The organism is Streptomyces sp. NPDC004658 (assembly GCF_040609555.1).
Lineage (GTDB): Bacteria > Actinomycetota > Actinomycetes > Streptomycetales > Streptomycetaceae > Streptomyces.
Window position 1 is genome coordinate 65,964 of the sequence record NZ_JBEXKG010000008.1, and the last position, 17,703, is coordinate 83,666.

The 17,703-nt window shown below is 72.5% G+C and carries 14 protein-coding genes, 1 pseudogene and 1 riboswitch; of the genes and pseudogenes, 1 reads left to right on the forward strand and 14 read right to left on the reverse strand.

Features of this window, described 5'->3' with window-relative positions; all coding sequences use genetic code 11:
* Window positions 1–181 precede the first annotated feature (181 nt).
* From ABZV94_RS05765 to ABZV94_RS05830, 14 genes and pseudogenes are all read right to left on the reverse strand, one after another.
* Window positions 182–1,564, reverse strand: coding sequence for an NAD(P)/FAD-dependent oxidoreductase (locus ABZV94_RS05765; RefSeq protein WP_356337551.1), 1,383 nt, complete (start codon window positions 1,562–1,564; stop codon window positions 182–184).
* 492 nt (window positions 1,565–2,056) lie between these two features.
* On the reverse strand, window positions 2,057–2,998 hold the full coding sequence (locus ABZV94_RS05770) for a Ppx/GppA phosphatase family protein (RefSeq protein WP_356337553.1): 942 nt from the start codon (window positions 2,996–2,998) through the stop codon (window positions 2,057–2,059).
* The gene (locus ABZV94_RS05775) at window positions 2,995–3,555 is read right to left on the reverse strand and encodes a DUF501 domain-containing protein (RefSeq protein ID WP_356337556.1); all 561 of its coding nucleotides are present in this window, start codon (window positions 3,553–3,555) and stop codon (window positions 2,995–2,997) included. The genes ABZV94_RS05770 and ABZV94_RS05775 overlap by 4 nt, the downstream gene beginning before the upstream one ends.
* A gap of 49 nt (window positions 3,556–3,604) precedes the next feature.
* The gene (locus tag ABZV94_RS05780) at window positions 3,605–4,081 is read right to left on the reverse strand and encodes a septum formation initiator family protein (protein ID WP_356337558.1); all 477 of its coding nucleotides are present in this window, start codon (window positions 4,079–4,081) and stop codon (window positions 3,605–3,607) included.
* Between the two features lie 105 nt (window positions 4,082–4,186).
* Entirely contained in the window at window positions 4,187–5,473 is a 1,287-nt protein-coding gene (gene eno, locus ABZV94_RS05785; protein WP_356337560.1) for a phosphopyruvate hydratase, read from the reverse strand.
* A gap of 299 nt (window positions 5,474–5,772) precedes the next feature.
* The gene (locus ABZV94_RS05790) at window positions 5,773–6,471 is read right to left on the reverse strand and encodes a transglycosylase family protein (protein WP_356337562.1); all 699 of its coding nucleotides are present in this window, start codon (window positions 6,469–6,471) and stop codon (window positions 5,773–5,775) included.
* Window positions 6,472–6,475: 4 nt separating this feature from the next.
* Window positions 6,476–6,647: riboswitch (cyclic di-AMP (ydaO/yuaA leader) on the reverse strand.
* 183 nt (window positions 6,648–6,830) lie between these two features.
* Entirely contained in the window at window positions 6,831–7,901 is a 1,071-nt protein-coding gene (locus ABZV94_RS05795) for a transglycosylase family protein (protein WP_356337564.1), read from the reverse strand.
* 215 nt (window positions 7,902–8,116) lie between these two features.
* Entirely contained in the window at window positions 8,117–9,409 is a 1,293-nt protein-coding gene (locus tag ABZV94_RS05800) for a cytochrome P450 (RefSeq protein WP_356337567.1), read from the reverse strand.
* A 139-nt stretch (window positions 9,410–9,548) separates the two neighbouring features.
* A complete protein-coding gene (locus tag ABZV94_RS05805; RefSeq protein WP_356337568.1) occupies window positions 9,549–10,535 on the reverse strand; it encodes a nucleoside triphosphate pyrophosphohydrolase in 987 nt (328 codons plus the stop codon).
* 108 nt (window positions 10,536–10,643) lie between these two features.
* Window positions 10,644–11,291, reverse strand: coding sequence for a SurA N-terminal domain-containing protein (locus tag ABZV94_RS05810; protein WP_356337570.1), 648 nt, complete (start codon window positions 11,289–11,291; stop codon window positions 10,644–10,646).
* Window positions 11,292–11,447: 156 nt separating this feature from the next.
* Window positions 11,448–12,170: pseudogene (locus ABZV94_RS05815) on the reverse strand (glycoside hydrolase domain-containing protein).
* A 31-nt stretch (window positions 12,171–12,201) separates the two neighbouring features.
* A complete protein-coding gene (locus ABZV94_RS05820; protein ID WP_356337610.1) occupies window positions 12,202–13,716 on the reverse strand; it encodes a protein kinase in 1,515 nt (504 codons plus the stop codon).
* 17 nt (window positions 13,717–13,733) lie between these two features.
* Window positions 13,734–14,396, reverse strand: a complete 663-nt coding sequence (locus ABZV94_RS05825; RefSeq protein ID WP_356337572.1) for a hypothetical protein — start codon at window positions 14,394–14,396, stop codon at window positions 13,734–13,736.
* A gap of 209 nt (window positions 14,397–14,605) precedes the next feature.
* On the reverse strand, window positions 14,606–16,774 hold the full coding sequence (locus ABZV94_RS05830) for an N-6 DNA methylase (protein WP_356337574.1): 2,169 nt from the start codon (window positions 16,772–16,774) through the stop codon (window positions 14,606–14,608).
* A 189-nt stretch (window positions 16,775–16,963) separates the two neighbouring features.
* Between ABZV94_RS05830 and ABZV94_RS05835 the strand changes: the two genes are divergently transcribed.
* The gene (locus tag ABZV94_RS05835) at window positions 16,964–17,677 is read left to right on the forward strand and encodes a hypothetical protein (protein ID WP_356337576.1); all 714 of its coding nucleotides are present in this window, start codon (window positions 16,964–16,966) and stop codon (window positions 17,675–17,677) included.
* The last annotated feature ends 26 nt before the right edge of the window (window positions 17,678–17,703 follow it).

Below are 17,703 nucleotides of genomic sequence, written 5' to 3' on the forward strand. Positions count from 1 at the left end.
CGCAAAGGAGTTACGACTGGGCAAAACGGTTGTAGAAACCATGCAGATGGGTGCCCGGAAACGCCGGAAGACCTCCCGCACCACGGATGGCAGGAGGTCTTCCGGGTCGGTCACCCACAGGAGGGTCCGTCGGTGACCGGACGGTCTGTCAGCGACCGGTGGATCTGTCGGTGCCCCGAGGTCAGGAGGCCTTGGCCTTCTCCTCGGTCTTGCTCGCGGCGGCGACCGGCGCCGGCTTGGCGGCCTCGTAGAACTCCTCGCGCGGGTTCTCCATGGCGCCGAGGGAGACGACCTCGCGCTTGAGGAACATGCCGAGCGTCCAGTCGGCGAAGACGCGGATCTTGCGGTTCCAGGTCGGCATCGCCAGACCGTGGTAGCCACGGTGCATGTACCAGGCGAGGCGGCCCTTGAGCTTGATCTTCATCTTGCCCATGACGATCATCGCCACGCCCTTGTGCAGGCCGAGACCGGCGACCGCGCCCTTGTTGGCGTGCTCGTACTCCTTCTGCGGGAAGCCCCGCATGCCGGAGACCACGTTGTCGCCGAGGACCTTGGCCTGGCGCAGCGCGTGCTGGGCGTTCGGCGGGCACCAGGCGTTCTCCACGCCGGCCTTGCGGGCGGCGACGTCCGGGACCTGCGCGTTGTCGCCGGCGGCCCAGATGTAGTCCGTGCCCTTGACCTGGAGCGTGGGCTCGCAGTCGACGTGACCGCGCGGACCGAGCGGGAGGCCGAAGCGGGAGAGGGCCGGGTTCGGCTTGACGCCGGCCGTCCACACGATGGTGTTGGCGTCGACCTCCAGGCCGTTCTTGAGCACCACGTGGCCGTCGACGCAGGAGTCCATGGAGGTGGAGAGGTAGATCTCCACGCCCCGGCTCTCCAGGTGCTCCTTGCCGTACTGGCCGAGCTTGGGGCCGACCTCGGGGAGGATCTTGTCGGCGGCGTCGACGAGGATGAAGCGCATGTCCTCGCGGGACACGTTCTTGTAGTACTTGGCCGCGTCCCGGGCCATGTCCTCGACCTCGCCGATGGTCTCCGCGCCCGCGAAGCCACCGCCGACGAAGACGAAGGTGAGCGCCTTGCGGCGGATCTCCTCGTCGTTGGTCGAGTCGGCCTTGTCCAGCTGCTCCAGCACGTGGTTGCGCAGGCCGATGGACTCCTCGATGCCCTTCATGCCGATGCCCTGCTCGGCGAGGCCGGGGATCGGGAAGGTGCGGGAGACCGCGCCCATGGCGATGACCAGGTAGTCGAAGGGCAGCTCGTACGCCTCGCCCACCAGCGGGGCGATCGTGGCGACCTTGCGGTCCTGGTCGATGGTGGTGACCCGACCGGTGAGCACCTCCGCCTTCGGCAGCACGCGTCGCAGCGGGACGACGACGTGGCGAGGGGAGATGCTGCCGGCGGCGGCTTCGGGGAGGAAGGGCTGGTAGGTCATGTACGACCGGGGGTCGACGACCGTGACGGTCGCCTCGCCGTAGCGCATCTTCTTGAGGATGCGCCGAGCTGCGTACAGGCCTACGTACCCACCGCCTACTACGAGGATCCTGGGACGCTCCGTGGTGCTCATGCCATCGAGTATCCACCCGCCCCCGGGGGGTCGCTCGTGCGCCCCTTCACAAGGTCTGACAGGGCCTGTGTTAAACTCCGCGGCTCGCTTGGCGCGGACCAGGGGGGTAAGCGGGTGCCGCGGGGCGCTTCGCCCCGTTGTCAAGGCCGCGTGAGCTGCCTCTCCGGGTCGGCGGGCCGGCCGTGAGGGTGCCGTGACACCCCGGAACACCACCTCTCCGGGACCCTCTCGCGCCCTCCATCTGAACACGTTCAAACAAGCCTTGAACCCCCGAAAGGGCCAATGCGCCCCCTTCCGGAGCCCCACGGGAGGGAATTCCTTGTGAAGAACTTCACGAAGGTTTCCGCGCCGGGATGACCAAGGGCCCCCCAAGGGGGCCCCGGACACCGCTCAAACGTTATCCAACCTGCTCAGCAGGTGGCTACTACTCAGTAACAAAAGAGAGCCACGCCACGCCTCGGGCACGGGCCGGGCCCACGCCACAGGGCAGGCTCACGCCACGGACCAGGCGATGCCGTCCAGGATGTCGTGCTCGCTCACCACGACCTCCTCGGCGCCGATCCGCTCCATGATCGCGAGCAGGACGAGGGCGCCGGCGCCGATGACGTCGACCCGGCCCGGGTGCAGGGACGGGATCGCGGCGCGCTCGGCGTGCGTGGAGCGCAGCAGCCGCTCGGTGATCTCGCGCACGCGGTCCCGGGAGACCCGGGAGTGGTGGATGCGCGCGGAGTCGTACGCCGGCAGTTCCTGGGCGATGGCGGACACCGTGGTGACGGACCCGGCCAGGCCCACCAGAGTGTGCGCCTCGCGCAGCGGCACCGACTCCTCGGCGAGGTCCAGGGCGGCCTCGATGTCGGCGCGCATGGCGGCGATCTCCTCCTCGGTGGGCGGGTCGCTCACCTCGCCGCCGTGCACCAGGTGCCGCTCGGTCATCCGCACGCAGCCGACGTCCACCGACCGGGCGGCGCGCACGTGGTCGTCGCCGACGACGAACTCGGTGGAGCCGCCGCCGATGTCCACGACCAGGTAGGGCCGGGCGAGGTCGGTGCGGCCGGTGAGTTCCTTCGTGGCGCCCGTGAAGGAGAACTCGGCCTCCTGGTCGCCGGTGATGACCTCCGGCTCGACCCCGAGGATGTCCAGCACGCCGCGCACGAAGTCGTCGCGGTTCTCGGCGTCGCGGGAGGCGGAGGTGGCGACGAAGCGCAGGCGCTCGGCGCCGTGCTCCTTGATGACGGCCGCGTACTCGCGGCAGGCCGCGAAGGTGCGCTCCAGCGCCTCGGGAGCGAGCCGGCCGGTGCGGTCGACGCCCTGGCCGAGCCGCACGATCGTCATCCGGCGGTCCAGGTCGGTCAGTTCGCCCGTCGCCGGGTCGGCGTCCGCCACCAGCAGGCGGATGGAGTTGGTACCGCAGTCGATGGCGGCCACGCGGGTCACTGCTCGTCCCCCTCGCTGTCGTCGTGCACGTCCCCCTCGCCGCTGTCCAGCGTCACGCAGGCGCCCTTGCGCCACCACTCCGGCAGCATGGCCAGGGCCTCGTCGCCGAGCGGGTTCACGCCCGGCCCGGCGGCCAGCGAGTGGGCGACGAGCACGTGCAGGCACTTGACCCGGTCCGGCATGCCGCCCGCGCTCGGAAAGCCCTGCAACACCTCGATCTCGTCCCGGCGCCGGATGTAGTCCTCGTGCGCGGCCCGGTACGCGGCGGCCAGCTCGGGGTCGCGCCCCAGCCGCTCGGTCATCTCCTTCATCACGCCGTTCGCCTCCAGCGTGCCGATGGCGGAGGACGCCTTCGGGCACGTCAGGTAGTACAGCGTCGGGAAGGGCGTGCCGTCGGGCAGGCGCGGCGCCGTCTCCACGACGTCCGGCTGACCGCACGGGCAGCGGTGGGCGATGGCCCTGAGGCCCCGCGGCGGGCGGCCCAGCTGCTGCTTGAAGGCCTCTACGTCCGCGTCGGTGGGCTCGGTGCGCGGAGTGGGCGGCGGAGGGGTTTCCATGACTGCTTTCAGGGTGGGTTGCTGTCGGTTGCCGGACCGGGCGGGCCGGTCACTGGTCGGAGGCGTCGGCCTTGTCGACGCCGTCCCAGACGTTCGCGTACCAGGGCCGGTGGGCGGCCCCGAGGTCGGCCCGGGACTGCCTGGCCGCGCCCGGGTCCACGACCACGTACCCGGTCTCGCCGGGCATCACGTAGTGCAGCCGGCGGCGGATCTGCTGCTCGGCGTAGGCGTCGTCCTGCCAGCGCGCCTTCAGGTCGCGCAGCTGCTCGACGCGCTGGCGGGCCTGCTCCCGCTGCCGCTGGAGGTCGGCGATCTGCGCGCGCTGGGAGACGTACTGCCGCATGGGATAGGCGAGGGCGACGATCATCGTGCACAGCACCAGCGCGAGCAGGGCCGCCCGGCCGGTCAGCCGGGAGCGGCGGGCCTGCCGCTTGGTCTGGGAGCGGTAGACACGGGCCGCGGTCTGCTCACCGAGCAGCCGCAGCCTGGTCGCGGTGGAGAAACGGTCCCGGTCCTTCACGGCCATCTGGCTCTCCGCCTCCCCTGTCACACGTGCGTACGTCCCCGGACACGGTACGGGACCGAGTACGGGGACGTACGTACGACTGGCTAGGACTTAACCCGGGAAGGCTCAGCCCTTGAAGCGCGGGAACGCGCTGCGGCCGGCGTACACCGCCGCGTCGTCGAGGATCTCCTCGATGCGCAGCAGCTGGTTGTACTTGGCGACGCGCTCGGAGCGGGCCGGGGCACCGGTCTTGATCTGGCCGCAGTTGGTGGCGACGGCCAGGTCGGCGATGGTGACGTCCTCGGTCTCGCCGGAGCGGTGCGACATCATGCACTTGAAGCCGTTGCGCTGGGCCAGCTCGACGGCGTCCAGGGTCTCGGTCAGCGAGCCGATCTGGTTGACCTTGACCAGCAGGGCGTTGGCGGCGCCCTCCTCGATGCCGCGGGCGAGGCGCTCGGGGTTGGTGACGAACAGGTCGTCGCCGACCAGCTGGACCTTGTCGCCGAGCTTGTCGGTGATGACCTTCCAGCCGGCCCAGTCGTCCTCGAACAGCGGGTCCTCGATGGAGACGAGCGGGTAGGCCGCCACGAGCTCCTCGTAGTACTCCGTCATCTCGGCGGCGGAGCGCTCCTTGCCCTCGAAGAGGTACTTGCCGTCCTTGTAGAACTCGGAGGCGGCCACGTCGAGCGCGAGGGCGATCTGCTCGCCGGGGGCGTAGCCGGCCTCCTTGACGGCCTCCAGGATGAGGTCGAGGGCCTCGCGGTTGGAGCCGAGGTTCGGGGCGAAGCCGCCCTCGTCGCCGAGGCCGGTGGACAGGCCCTTGCTCTTCAGGACCTTCTTCAGGGTGTGGTAGACCTCGGTGCCCCAGCGCAGGGCCTCGGAGAAGGACTCCGCGCCGATCGGGGCGATCATGAACTCCTGGATGTCCACGTTGGAGTCGGCGTGCGAGCCGCCGTTCAGGATGTTCATCATCGGCACCGGCAGCAGGTGCGCGTTCGGGCCGCCCAGGTAGCGGAAGAGGGGGAGGTCGCTGGCCTCGGAGGCGGCGTGGGCGACGGCGAGCGAGACGCCGAGGATGGCGTTGGCGCCGAGGGAGCCCTTGTTGTCGGTGGCGTCCAGGTCGAACATGGCCTGGTCGATCAGGCGCTGCTCGGTGGCGTCGTAACCGACCAGCTCCGGACCGATCTGCTCGATCACGGCGAGGACGGCCTTCTCGACGCCCTTGCCCTGGTAGCGGTTCGGGTCGCCGTCGCGGAGCTCGATGGCCTCGAAGGCGCCGGTCGAGGCGCCGGACGGGACGGCGGCACGACCCGTGCTGCCGTCGTCGAGGCCGACCTCGACCTCGACCGTGGGGTTGCCTCGGGAGTCCAGGATTTCCCGGGCTACGACGACGTCGATGGACGGCACGAGCATCTCCTTCTTGGATGTGACGCTGGAAGTGCGGGGCGGTGTGCCTTACGGCTGTGCCTTGCGACTAGAGCCTAACCGTCCCGGGGGCGTCGGCCACCGACCGACCGCCCCGTGGACAAGCCGACGGTACCTTTTGTTTCTCGCCGAAACAAAGGGTCCGGGGATGGTGGGCGCAAAAAGGCCCCGCCCCGGTGCGTACGGGGGAACACGCACCGGGGCGGGGAGCCCGTGGGGACGGGGGGACGGCCCGCACGGGGGCCTTCACCGCGGCCCGCGCGAACGCGCGGGCCACGAGCGGGGTGTCACTTCAGGTGGAGCTGCTGACCCGGGTAGATCAGGTTGGCGTCCTCGACGATGTCCTTGTTCAGCTCGAACAGCTTCTGCCAGCCGCCCTGCACGTGGTGCTGCTCGGCGATGGAGCTGAGCGTGTCACCGGTGACGACCTTGTACTCGCCGTCGCCCTTCTTGACCTTCTTGCCGGTCGGGGTGGTGACGGTCTTGCTCTGCCCCTTGCTCGGGCTCGCGGCCGGGCGCTCGGCGGAGCGGGAGGCGGTCTGCTGCTCGGTGGAGCGGGTGCTGGTGGAGCCGCCCGAGTTCGTGGAGGTGCTCGGCGCGGAGCCGTTGTACGGGGTGCTGGACAGGCCCGTGCCGCAGACCGGCCAGGCGCCCTTGCCCTGAGCGGAGAGGACCTTCTCGGCGACGGCGATCTGCTGCGCCTTGCTGGCCTGGTTGGCCTGCGGGGCGTAGGCGGTGCCGCCGTACGCGGCCCAGGTGGAGGCGGAGAACTGCAGACCGCCGTAGTAGCCGTTGCCGGTGTTGATGGACCAGTTGCCACCGGACTCGCACTGGGCGACCGCGTCCCACTGGGAGGCGGTGGCGGCGGAGGCGTTGCCGGCCGCCATCAGCGGGGCGGCGACGGCGGCACCGGTGACACCGGCGAGCGCGATGGCGCGGACGGCCTTGGCCGGACGACGGTGCTTGCCCTTGCTGGAAAACAGCATGGATCGATCCCCTCACCGACGCCTGCGAGGTGAGCTGTCGGGTTCGGGCCGGTTGAGTTGCCCGGCCGCACTCCGCTTGCGCGGATGCGGCTTCACCCCAAGCCGGTTCCGGCATCAACTGCCGGGCCCGGCACCTACCTTGGGTCCCCCGCTCCTGCCTACGGCGCTTGACGCGACGACTGTTCCCGGGCAACCGCTGGCAGGATTCGGCGTTGCGGCTGCCGGGGCTCGTGGTGACGAGCGGTCCCGACCGTAGACACGTGATCCGCGGAATTTCAAAGACGATCAGGGCTTCTGAGACTCATCCCACACTTTCCCGAAAGCGGACATTAGGGCGCTAAGTGGGGCGTCAACTCCCGCTACTCGGCGCCCGTTTCGCCCCCGACTTCCAGGGTCTGACCGGCACTGATGTGGTTCGGGTCGGCCCCGATGGCCTTCTTGTTGCCGTCGTACAGCGCGCGCCACCCGCCGTCGACGTCAAGAGAGTCGGCGATGGAGGCGAGCGTGTCGCCCTGGCGGACGGTGTACGTGTCCGTCTCGCGGGAGGCGTGCCGGCCGGAAGACGTGGCGTTCTGACCGTTTGTCACGCTTTCGTCCGCACCGCTCTCGTCGGCGCTCGCTCCGCGGTGCCGCCCGCCGCCGAGGGATCCGGTGTCCACCAGGCTCCAGGAACCCGCCGCCTGCTGGGGGTTGTCCGCGACGCCGGTGTCCGGGCCGGCCGAGGGAGAGCTGTCGGCTCCCTGCGGGCTGCCGGTGTCCGGCGCGGCGGACTTGTCGGACTTGGGGGCGTTGGTCCCCGTGGAACCGGTGGCCGTGCCGGCGCCCTTGCCCGGCTTGGCGCTCGGCGTGGCGGCCTCGTCCGAGGAGGAGGAACCGGCGCCGGAGCCCGAGTCGGAGCCCGCACCGGTGGAGGGCGACGAATCCGGCAGACCGGGCGAGTCGGGACTGCCGGAGGAACCGGACGTACCGGAGTGGCCCGCCGATCCGGACGAGTCGCCCGCAGCGCCCGTGCCACCGGAGCCTCCGACGCCCGTGTCGACGTGCGTCGAGCCCGAGTCCTCGGTCAGGCCGGACAGCAGGGCACAGGTGGCCCACGGGGTGGTGCCCTTGTCGGCGAGGATCTTCTCGGCGACGGCGATCTGCTGGTTGCGGCTCGCCTGGTCGGGGCTGGCCGCGTACCGGCCGCCGCCGTACGCGTTCCAGTCCTCCTGCGAGATCTGGAGGCCGCCGTAGTACCCGTTGCCGGTGTCGGCGCTCCAGGAGCCGCCGCTCTCGCACTCGGCCACCTTGTCCCATGTGGTGCCGTCGGCCGCGTTGGCGCTCGCCGCGCCGAGGAGCGGGATGGCGATGGCGGAGCCGGTCACTCCGGCCGCGACGAGGAGGGCCGGGGCCTGACGGGGGCGACGGTGTCGGCCGTTCCCGGAGAGCATGCAGAAGCCTTTCGAGCGACAGCAGGACCGGCGCGGCGGATGGTGCCGGTCGCCGCGCTGATGGGTGAACGTATCGGCAGACGATCACTTGTCACAAGTTCATGCCGCGCAGATCACGTGAAGATCACATAGTTGAACGTCCGTCATGTTTCCGCGAAGAGGCTGTGTGGGCGCCGTGCCGGACCGCGCCGGACCGTGGCCGTCAGGCGGTGCGCTCAGGCGCCGGGTGTGAACTCCACCGGCAGGGTGCGCAGGCCGCGCATGATGAGTCCGCCGCGCCAGCGCAGTTCGTCCGGGTCCGCGGCGAGCCGCAGATCGGGCAGCCGGGTGAGCAGCGTGGCGAGCGCGGTCTGGCCCTCCAGGCGGGCGAGCGGCGCGCCGAGGCAGTAGTGGATGCCGTGGCCGTAGCCGAGGTGCTGGTTGTCGCGGCGGGAGAGGTCCAGCACGTCCGGGTCGGCGAACCGCTCCGGGTCCCGGTCGGCGGCGGCGAGGACGACGAGCACCGGGTCGCCCGGCGCGATGCGCTGCCCGCCGATGGTGAGCGGTTCGGTGGCGAACCGCCAGGTGGCCAGCTCCACCGGGCCGTCGTAGCGCAGCAGTTCCTCCACGCCGGTCGCCAGCAGCTCCGTCTCCCCGCCTGCCAGGGACTCCTCCAGCCGCCGGCGCTGCCCGGGGTGCGTGAGCAGGGCGTAGGTGCCGTTGCCGATGAGGTTGACGGTCGTCTCGAAGCCGGCGAACAGGAGGATGAAGGCCATGGCGGCGGCCTCGTTCTCGGTGAGGTGCTCGCCGTGGTCGGAGGCGCGGATGAGGCCCGAGATCAGGTCCTCCCCGGGCGCGGGCTCGACGGGCAGCGCCGCGCGCTTCTTGTGGATCAGCTCGGCGAGATAGCCGCGCATCTTCTTCACCGACCGGGCGACCCCGCCCCGGGGGCCCCCGCCGTGCCGGATCATCATGCCCGCCCAGTCCCGGAAGTCGTCCTGGTCCTCGCGCGGGACGCCGAGCAGGTCGCAGATGGCGTAGATGGGCAGCGGGAAGGCGAACTCGTGGATGAGGTCGGCGGAGCCGCGCCGCGCGAACTGGTCGATGAGGTGGTCGGTCAGCTCCTGCACCCGGGGCGCGAACTCGGCGACCCGGCGGGGCGTGAAGGCCTTGCTGACCAGCCGGCGCAGCCGGGTGTGGTCCGGCGGGTCGATGTTCAGCAGATGCGTCATCAGCTCGGCCTTGCGCTCGCCGGGGATGCCGGTCTTGCCCTTGGCGTGCGCGGGCTCGTCGTGATGCGCCGGGTTCTTGCTGAGCCGCTGGTCGGCCAGGGCCTGCCGGGCATCGGCGTACCGGGTGACCAGCCAGGCCTCGACCCCGCTCGGCAACCGCGTCCGGTGCACGGGGGCGTGCTCGCGCAGCCAGGCGTAGGCGGGGTAGGGATCGGCGGCGAACTCCCAGGTGAAGAGGGCGGGAGCCGGCTGGTCCGGATGGGAGGACGGCTGGGCGGGGCGGGGCTGGTCGGTCACTCCTCGACCGTATCCGGCTCGCCGCGGAGTGCCGGGCCGGGTGGGGGCGCCGGCGGTGCCCCCACCTTTCGTCCGGATCATGCCGGGCTCGCGGGGTCTGGCACCGCTCCCTGATCCGGCCCGATCCACACGAAAGACCCTAGGCGGGCAGGCCCTCGGCGGCCCGTATCGCGTCCCGGTAGGCCCGGGCCGCCGCCCGCAGCGCCGCCTCGGGGTCGACACCCGCCGCCTCCGCGCGGACCGCCAGCGCCAGCAGCTCGTAGCCGATGCCGTCCCCCTGCGGCAGCGGGACGTCCAGGCCCGCCGTGCGGGTGCGGGAGGCGAGCTTGGCGGCGAGGGCCAGGCCGGGCTGGCCGAGCGGGACGCCGTCGGTGACGGAGGCGCGCCGCTTCTCCTCGGCCTTGGTGCGCAGCCAGTGCTCCTTGACGTCCTCCGGCGTCTCGGCCTCCTCGTCGCCGAAGACGTGCGGGTGCCGGTGGATGAGCTTGGCGACGATGCCGCCGGCGACGTCGTCGATGGAGAACGGCGCGTCCGGGTCCTCCTCGGCGATCCGGGAGTGGAAGACCACCTGGAGGAGGACGTCGCCCAGTTCCTCGCGCAGCTCCGCGCGGTCCCCGGCCTCGATCGCCTCGACCAGCTCGTACGCCTCCTCGATGCCGTACTTCGCCAGGCCCTCGTGGGTCTGCCGGGAGGACCACGGGCACTCCGCGCGGATGCGGTCCATGACCTGCACGAGGTCCAGCAGGCGGGCGCCGGGCAGGTCGTAGGAGGCGGGCAGCAGCTCCAGCTCCGGCAGGGCGACCCGGCCGGAGCCGGCCAGGCGGGCGAGACCGTCGGTGAGGGCGGGCTCTCCCTCGCCCGTGGCCACGACCACCACCGTCCGGCCTCCGGCGCAGGCGTCGACCAGCTCCTGGGCCGTGGGGGACGCCTCCGTCACGGCTATCCCGGCCTCGCGCAGATACGGCAGCTGCGGGTGGGCGCCGTCCGCGCACAGCACGGCGTCGGCGGTGCGCAGGGCCTGCCAGGCGGGCCAGGACAGCAGGCCGGGGGCGACGCGGTGGCTGGTGGTGAGCAGGACGATGCGGCCGGGGGCTTCCCCACGGGCTTCGGGGCTGGTTTCGTTCACGATCCGAACGTAACCCACGGGGCGAGGGAGCGGATCGGGTTGTCCACAGGCCCGACAGGGTCCTGTGATCGTATGACCGGATGGGCCGCCGCGCCGGTCAGGGCCCGTCTACGCGGTCACCGGCTCCCCGCCCGCCGTCGTGACCTCCCGCACCCACGGCGTCTTGGCGTCCACGCGGCTGCTCTTCTGCACGTCCCAGGAGCCGTAGCGCGGGTTGAGGTCGACGTGGAGTTCCTCCGAGGCCTTGGACAGGGCCTTCCAGAAGGCGGGCTGGCTCGTGTCGGTGCCGAGCCGCGCGGCCAGCTTCTGCGCCTCCAGTTGCAGGCGCAGGTTGTCGTCGAGGCGGGCCGGGGCGATGCCGTACTTCTGCAACCAGGCCGTCTCCAGGCCCTTGCCGCCGCCGGCCTGCCGCTCCAGCTCGCCGCGCATCTGCTGGATCTCCTTGCGGGTGACGCTGATGCCCGCGTCCCGCGCGGCGCGGTGCAGCACCCGGTCGAGCACCATGTTGTGCAGGGTGTCGCGGGTGAGGGTGCTGGTGGAGGAGACGACCTGCTGGTACTGCGTCTCGTCCGGCACCGCGGCCCGCTGCGCCCGGCGGACCTCGTTGACCCGGCCTTCCAGCTGGGCGACGGTGATCCGCTGCCCGCCGACGACGGCCGCGGCGCCCGGGTGCGCGTCGCTTCCGCAGGCGGTCAGCAGGGGTGCCGCGGCGGCGATCGCGGCGGTGAGGACGAGCGCGGTGCGGCGGCGGTGCAAGGGGACCTCCCAGGGAGATTGTGCGGCGGTGCACAAAGTCTTGCGGTGATCGATGGTAGGCAGTGGGCAGGCCGGGGCCAACCCATTCGACCAACGATTCGCGCGCGCTTCGGGCACCGCCGCGCCGCTCCCCGAGGGGCCGTCAGGCCGGCCGGGTCAGCCGATGACGGCCACCGGCGCGTCCCAGGCGTCCCGGTCGACGGTCAGCGTGACGCCGCCGTGCGACTCCTTGCTGGTCACCATGTACTGGTGGCCGCGGCTGTGGTTCGTGTACGGGGTCGCGCCCCACGGCCAGTCCGCGGTCGTCGTGTTCTGCCTGTCCCACAGCGCGTACCAGAGGTTGCCCGGCAGGTCCGTCCTGTCGGACGCGGTGGCGACGGCCTTGGCGCGGAGATGCCGTACGGCTCCATGTCCAGGTGGACGGGGCTGCCGGCCCTCATGCCGAGCGCCGAGGCCTTGGCGACGGCGTCCGCCGCGTCGGTGACGCCGAGGAGGCGGCCGTCGTGGCGGTCGGCTTCTCGGGGCTGGAGCCGCTCTGGCAGGGCGGCTGGACGCCGACGTGGATCGGGACGAGCTTCCAGCCCGGGGAGTTGACCGATTTCGCCCAGGAGGCGGTGAGGTTGGGCTGGGCGCAACCGCGGTTCCTGCCGCCCACGTAGACGGCGGCGGCACCGTAGAAACCGGTGTGCCAGGCCTTCATGGCCGACAGCGACGGCGCGGTGCAGGTGTCGAACGCGCGGCCCGTGCAGGTCTTCCGGGCGGGCCAGGCGGTGGCGGCTTGGAGGTCTGCGCGGCGATCCCGCCCCCGGCGACGCGAAGCGAAACGTACCGGGCGCCGGGTCGCCACCGGGAAACACGAGCCCCACGAGTGCCCAACATCGCCTCCTGGGCGGGCGAAATCCCCGCGCGGCTACCCGCGCACCTGCCCCAGCCACTGGAGGGTGCGGCGGACCTCCACGGCCAGCGGATGGCCGGGGCCGTGCAGCCGCTCGACGTCCAGGACGAGCCGCGCGAGCATGTCGTGGGCGGCCGGCCGGTCGCCGAGGGCGAGCAGCAGGTGGCCGATGCGGCGGCGCACCTCGTGGGCGAGCTGCGGATCCCCGGAGACGTACTGGTTCTCGTAGTACGGCAGCAGCGCCCGGTACTCGGCCAGCGCCGCCGCCGGTTCGCCCAGTTGCTCCAGGCACTGGGCGGCCTCGTAGCGGTAGCGCAGCGACTGCGGGTCGGCCTGCCCGGCCTCGGCGGCGCGTTCGTCGGCGAGGCGGCGCAGTTCGGGCAGCGCGCGCCGGTACTGGCCGTCGTCCAGGAGCGTGGCCGCGTACTGCTTGCGCAGGGTGCGGACGACCGGGGAGTGCTCGCCGTGCTGCTCGGCGGCGGTCGGCAGGATCGCGCCCAGGATGTCGACGGCCTGCGTGATGCGGCCCTCCCCCAGCAGGCGCTTGACCTCGTCGACGGCGGCGGCGACATCGGGCTTCTCGGCCACCGGTGGTGCCGGCGCGACGGGGGCGGGCTGGGGCGCGGGGGTCCGCGCGCGGTCCGGCCAGGGGGCGTGCGGGCGCAGGAAGGGGCGCGTGGGGTCCAGCGGCGCTCCGGTGGGCGTGCCGCGCGCGGGCAGAAGCAGCGCCAGGTCCTCGTACACCTCCTGCGCGGACGCAGGCCGGTGCTGCGGGTCCTTGGCGAGCAGCCTCAGCACCAGGGTCTCCAGTTCCTCGGGGACCTCCGGGCGGATCCGGCGCACGGGCAGCGGTGGCTCGTACAGGTGCCGGTGCAGCACGCCCAGCGCCGTGGAGCCGGCGAACGGCACCTCGCCGCTGAGCAGTTCGTGCATCAGCACGCCGAGCGCGTACAGGTCGGTGTACGGGCCGACCGCGCCGCCCATCGCCTGCTCCGGCGCCATGTAGGCGGGCGAGCCGATCGGGGAACCGGTGTGGGTCAGGCGGGTGGTGTCGGTGTCCATCACCGAGGCCACGCCCAGATCGAGGACGGTGACCGTGCCGTCCTGTTTCACCATCACATTGCGCGGCTTGAGGTCGCGGTGCACGATCGGCACGGCGTGCACGGCGCTCAGCACCGCGCACAGTTGCGCGGCCACCGCGACCGTCCACTGCCACGGGTACGGGTCGTGCTCGGCGAGGTGGTCGGAGAGGTCGGCGCCGTCGACGTACTGCATGACGAGGAACAGCTCCTCGCCCTCGCTGCCCGCGTCGTGCACCGTCACCAGACCCGGGTGGTCCACCTGCGCGGTCACCCGGCACTCGCGCACGAACCGGCGGCGCAGTTCGTCCGCCTCCTGGCCCGCCACCTTGTCCGGGCGCAGCAGCTTCACCGCCACGCGACGGTCCAGCCTGCGGTCGTACGCCGTCCAGACCTGGCCCATGCCGCCCTGTCCGATGAGCGTGGACAGTTCGTAACGGCCGGCGACCATGCGTCCCGTCGTCACGGTCACCGTCCGCCCTCGCCGTGGCCCCCGTGTCCGTCGTGCCGGCGCAGATAGTCGCTGAGTTCGTCCAGCTCGGCGCGTACCTGGTCGATGCGGGCGGGCGCGGGGCGCTGGGGCGGCTCGGTCCGCGGGACGGGGACCGGGGGCACGGCCGAGGTGTGCGGCGGCCCGGGTATGGGGGTGTGCGGCTGGGGCAGCGGCGTGGGGTGCGCGGGCGGTACGGGGTGCTGCGGGGCCGGTACGGGCGCCGTGTACGGCGGCGCCGCGTGCCCGAAGCCGTAGGGGCCGGGCACGGGCGGGACGTGGGGGGCGGCGTGGGCGGGGGCGAACCCGGCGGGCTGCTGCCGCTGGTGCAGCCGGATGTCCATGACCAGGTAGTAGACCGCGGACGCCACGCCGAGCAGCAGGAGCAGCGCCAGCGCGAGGTCGCTGCGCCAGTCCTCCTCCGGGAGTTCGCCCACCACCACGAACCCGGTGATGGACAGCGGCAGGCTCAGCCAGGCGGTCAGCCAGTCCGCCCAGCGGCCCCGCACGAAGGCCACCCGGAACAACGGCAGGCACGACAGCATTCCGCAGCTGAGCGCCCCGGCCGCCGCGAACATCACGCGCAGGGAGATGACCTTTCCCGCGCTGCGGGGAGGCGGCACCGCGCCGTGGCCGTACATGACTGCTCCTGGACCGATGGGGGCCGATGGGGACCGATGGAAAAGGATGGGACGGACGCCGACGGGACGGTGTCCCGGTCGGAGTCCGAGCGTATAGGCCGACAAGGACAACCGGTCCCGGGTTGTACCGAACCGTTGTCGCACTGATCACTTCACGCCGGTCGGCCGCTTCCCGCGGTTCGGCCCGGCCGGGACCGGTCGGAGCGGGTTCAGCCGGGTGCGACCGTGCCGTCCGTCAGTCCGTCGTACATCCCGCGCACCAGCTGCTCCCCGAGCCGGCCCGCCTGCCTGAGCGCCCGCTCGAACTCGTCCAGCGCGCGGAACCGGTCGCCGTAGCGCCGCTGTTCCTCCAGCGGGAGCCGGGGCAGCTGGAGCCTGCGCACGTCCAGCCGGGTCGCCGTGGAGGCATAGCTGCTGGCCTGCCGGTTGTTGGCCGTACCGCGCAGGAACCCGGCGAGGAACCACGGGTCGAGCGCCGTCCGGTCCGGGCGCAGCAGCACGAGGTTGCGCCCGAGGACCGCGCCGGCGGTCGTCTCGTCGATCACGCGCGCCACCGACCCCCCGCCGAGCACCGGGACGACGACATCGCCCGGCTCGGTCAGTACGGCCTCCTCCTCGCTCTCCGGAAGCGTGCCCGAGGGCGCCGTGCCGGCGAGGACGTCGTGGTCGGTGAGCACCGGCACGCGCGCGTGGCCGCCGTTGCCTCCGGAGCGCATCACCAGCGCGCCCCCGCGCGCGAGTTCGCCGATCGTGGTGAGCGGCCAGCGCGCGGCCGGCGACGGGTCGGCCGGGGGCGGGGTGAGGTCGGCGGTCAGGCGGAGGGTCGCGCCCAGGCGCTCGCGCACCCGCGTGAGCTGCTCCGCGCCGTCGGCGACCGCGGCCGGCGGCAGATGGCGGGCGGGGGCCAGGTCCACGTCGTCGTCCAGGAGGTCGATGACCGGAACGGAACGGGCGAGCCCCGGCCGCTCCTCCAGCCGCCCCCCGCGCGTGAAGGCGCCCCAGGCGTCCGTCACCGCCTCCCGAACCGCCTCCCAGTCCGGACCGCCGCGCCCCTCCCCGGCGAACCTCCCGGTGTCCACGAGCAGCACCTCGGGCGCCGCCGGCGCACGGTCGGGCCGGCGCAGCACCCACAGGTGCAGCGGGATGTTGTACGGCGGTGCCGCCCCGACCGGCAGCGCGACCACGGCCCGCAGCGCGCCCCGGCGCAGCAGGTCGGCGCGGATCCGGCGCCCGGAACGGCGGGAGGCGGCGGCCGGCGGCATGAGCAGCACGGCCGTGCCGCCGTCGGCCAGCCGGGCCAGCGCGTGCTGCACCCAGGCCAGCTCGGACTCGGTGCGGGCCGGGAAGCCGTACTCCCAGCGGGGGTCGTAGGCGAGTTCGTCGTGGCCCCAGTTGCGCTCGTTGAACGGCGGATGGCACAGGACCACGTCGGCGCGCAGCCCGGGGTGCGCGTCCGCGCGCAGCGTGTCCCCGGCGGCGGCGCGCACGGTGGCCCGGCTGTGCAGCGCGAGCCGCAGCGCGCTGATCGCGGCGAGTTCGGGGGCGCTGTCCTGGGCGTACAGCTCCTGGCCGGGGCGGGGGGCCACGGCGCGCAGCAGGGCGCCGGTGCCGCAGGCCGGGTCGAGGACGGTGCGGGCCGGGCCGGCGAGGTCGGCCATGAGACCGGCGAGTTCGGCCGGGGTGAGCGTGTACTGGCGGGGGTTGGCGTCCAGGTGCCGGCCCAGCAGGAACTCGAACGCCTGTCGCGCCCCCGTCTCGGCGGCCAGTTCGGCGGCACCGCGCAGGAGGGGGGCGGAGAGGAGGAGTTGGGGGCCGGTGGGGGTCCGCAGGGCGGGGGCGCTCTGTCGGCTGCCGCCCTCGGGGGCGCCTGTGCCGGTGTGCGCACCGGCGGGCTTCACGGCACGGGCGCCGGCAGCCCCGTCCGCGCCGCCTGCCTCAGGGCCCGGCTTCACACCGGCCTCCCGCGCCGCGCGTCCCGCCGGGAGGCCGAGCCGCGGGACCAGCACCTCGTCCAGGGCCCCGGACAGGATCGCGGCCAGCCGTGCGTCGGAGCCCGCGCTCGCGTCGAGCCAGACGGTGGGCCGCTCGTGGATCAGCAGCAGCACACAGCCGGTGTGGACCAGGGCCGTCAGCGGCCCTTCCGGGTGCCCGGCGAGTTGCTGCCAGACGCGTTCGCGCAGCGGGACCTCGGCGAGCTTGCCCTGCTTGCGCAGCCAGGCCTCGACCTCGGCGAGCGCGAAGGACGGGCTGGTCTCGGTGCCGCCCACCGGCTTCGGGAAGTCGGCGTGCCGACGGCGCCAGTTGCTGACGGCGGCCCTGCCCACTCCGGCCAGCCGCGCGATACCGGCCGCGGTCACCTCTGTCGCGTTGTCGTGCACCGGCCCCGCTCCCCTCGTCCCGTGTGAGCACTGAGCATACCGACGTACACAAGATCTACCGATTCACGAGCGTGTACCGGCATCAATCTGTGAATCGTGTTGACTCGGTTCACAAGCTCTGGTCTTATTGACCCAGCGAACGAGCGGCCGCCGGAGGGGGAGGCCGCAGGATCTGGGGAGGGGTTCGCCATGGGCATGAAGGCCAAGGTCGCGCTCGGTGCCGTCGTGGGGATCGTCGTCATCGGTGCCGTGTCCGCCAACGCCGGCGGCGACGGCAAGGACGGCGGGTCCGGCGGCTCCGGCGGTGGCGACAAAGGCTCCTCGGCGTCGGCCGGGCACCGGTCCGGCGGCGAGAAGGACTCGGGGGGCGCCGAGAAGGCCGACGCGAAGAAGGCCGAGGAGAAGAAGGCCGCGTTCGGGGGCGACGGTGAGTACCGGGTCGGCACCGACGTGAAGCCGGGGACGTACCGCACGACCGGCAACGACGACGGCATGTGCTACTGGGAGCGCGCCAAGGACGCCTCCGGCGAACTGGACTCCCTGCTCGCCAACGACAACGTCAGCGGCACGAGTTACGTGACCATCAAGCCCACCGACAAGCTGTTCAAGTCCAGCGGCTGCGAGGACTGGCAGGCCGTGGACCCGAAGGCGAAGGGCACGCCCGCCTCCTCGATGGACGGCGACGGGGGTATGTTCAAGGTCGGTACGGACATCGCGCCCGGCACCTACAGGTCGACCGGGAACGCCGACGACTCCTGCTACTGGGAGCGTACGAAGGACGCCGGCCACGGGCTCGACTCCATCATCGCCAACAACAACGTCACCGGCACGGCCGTCGTCACCATCAGCCCGTCGGACGCCTACTTCAAGACGAACGACTGCGGCACCTGGAAGAAGGCCTGACCCGTCCGGCCCGGCCCGTCCGCCCG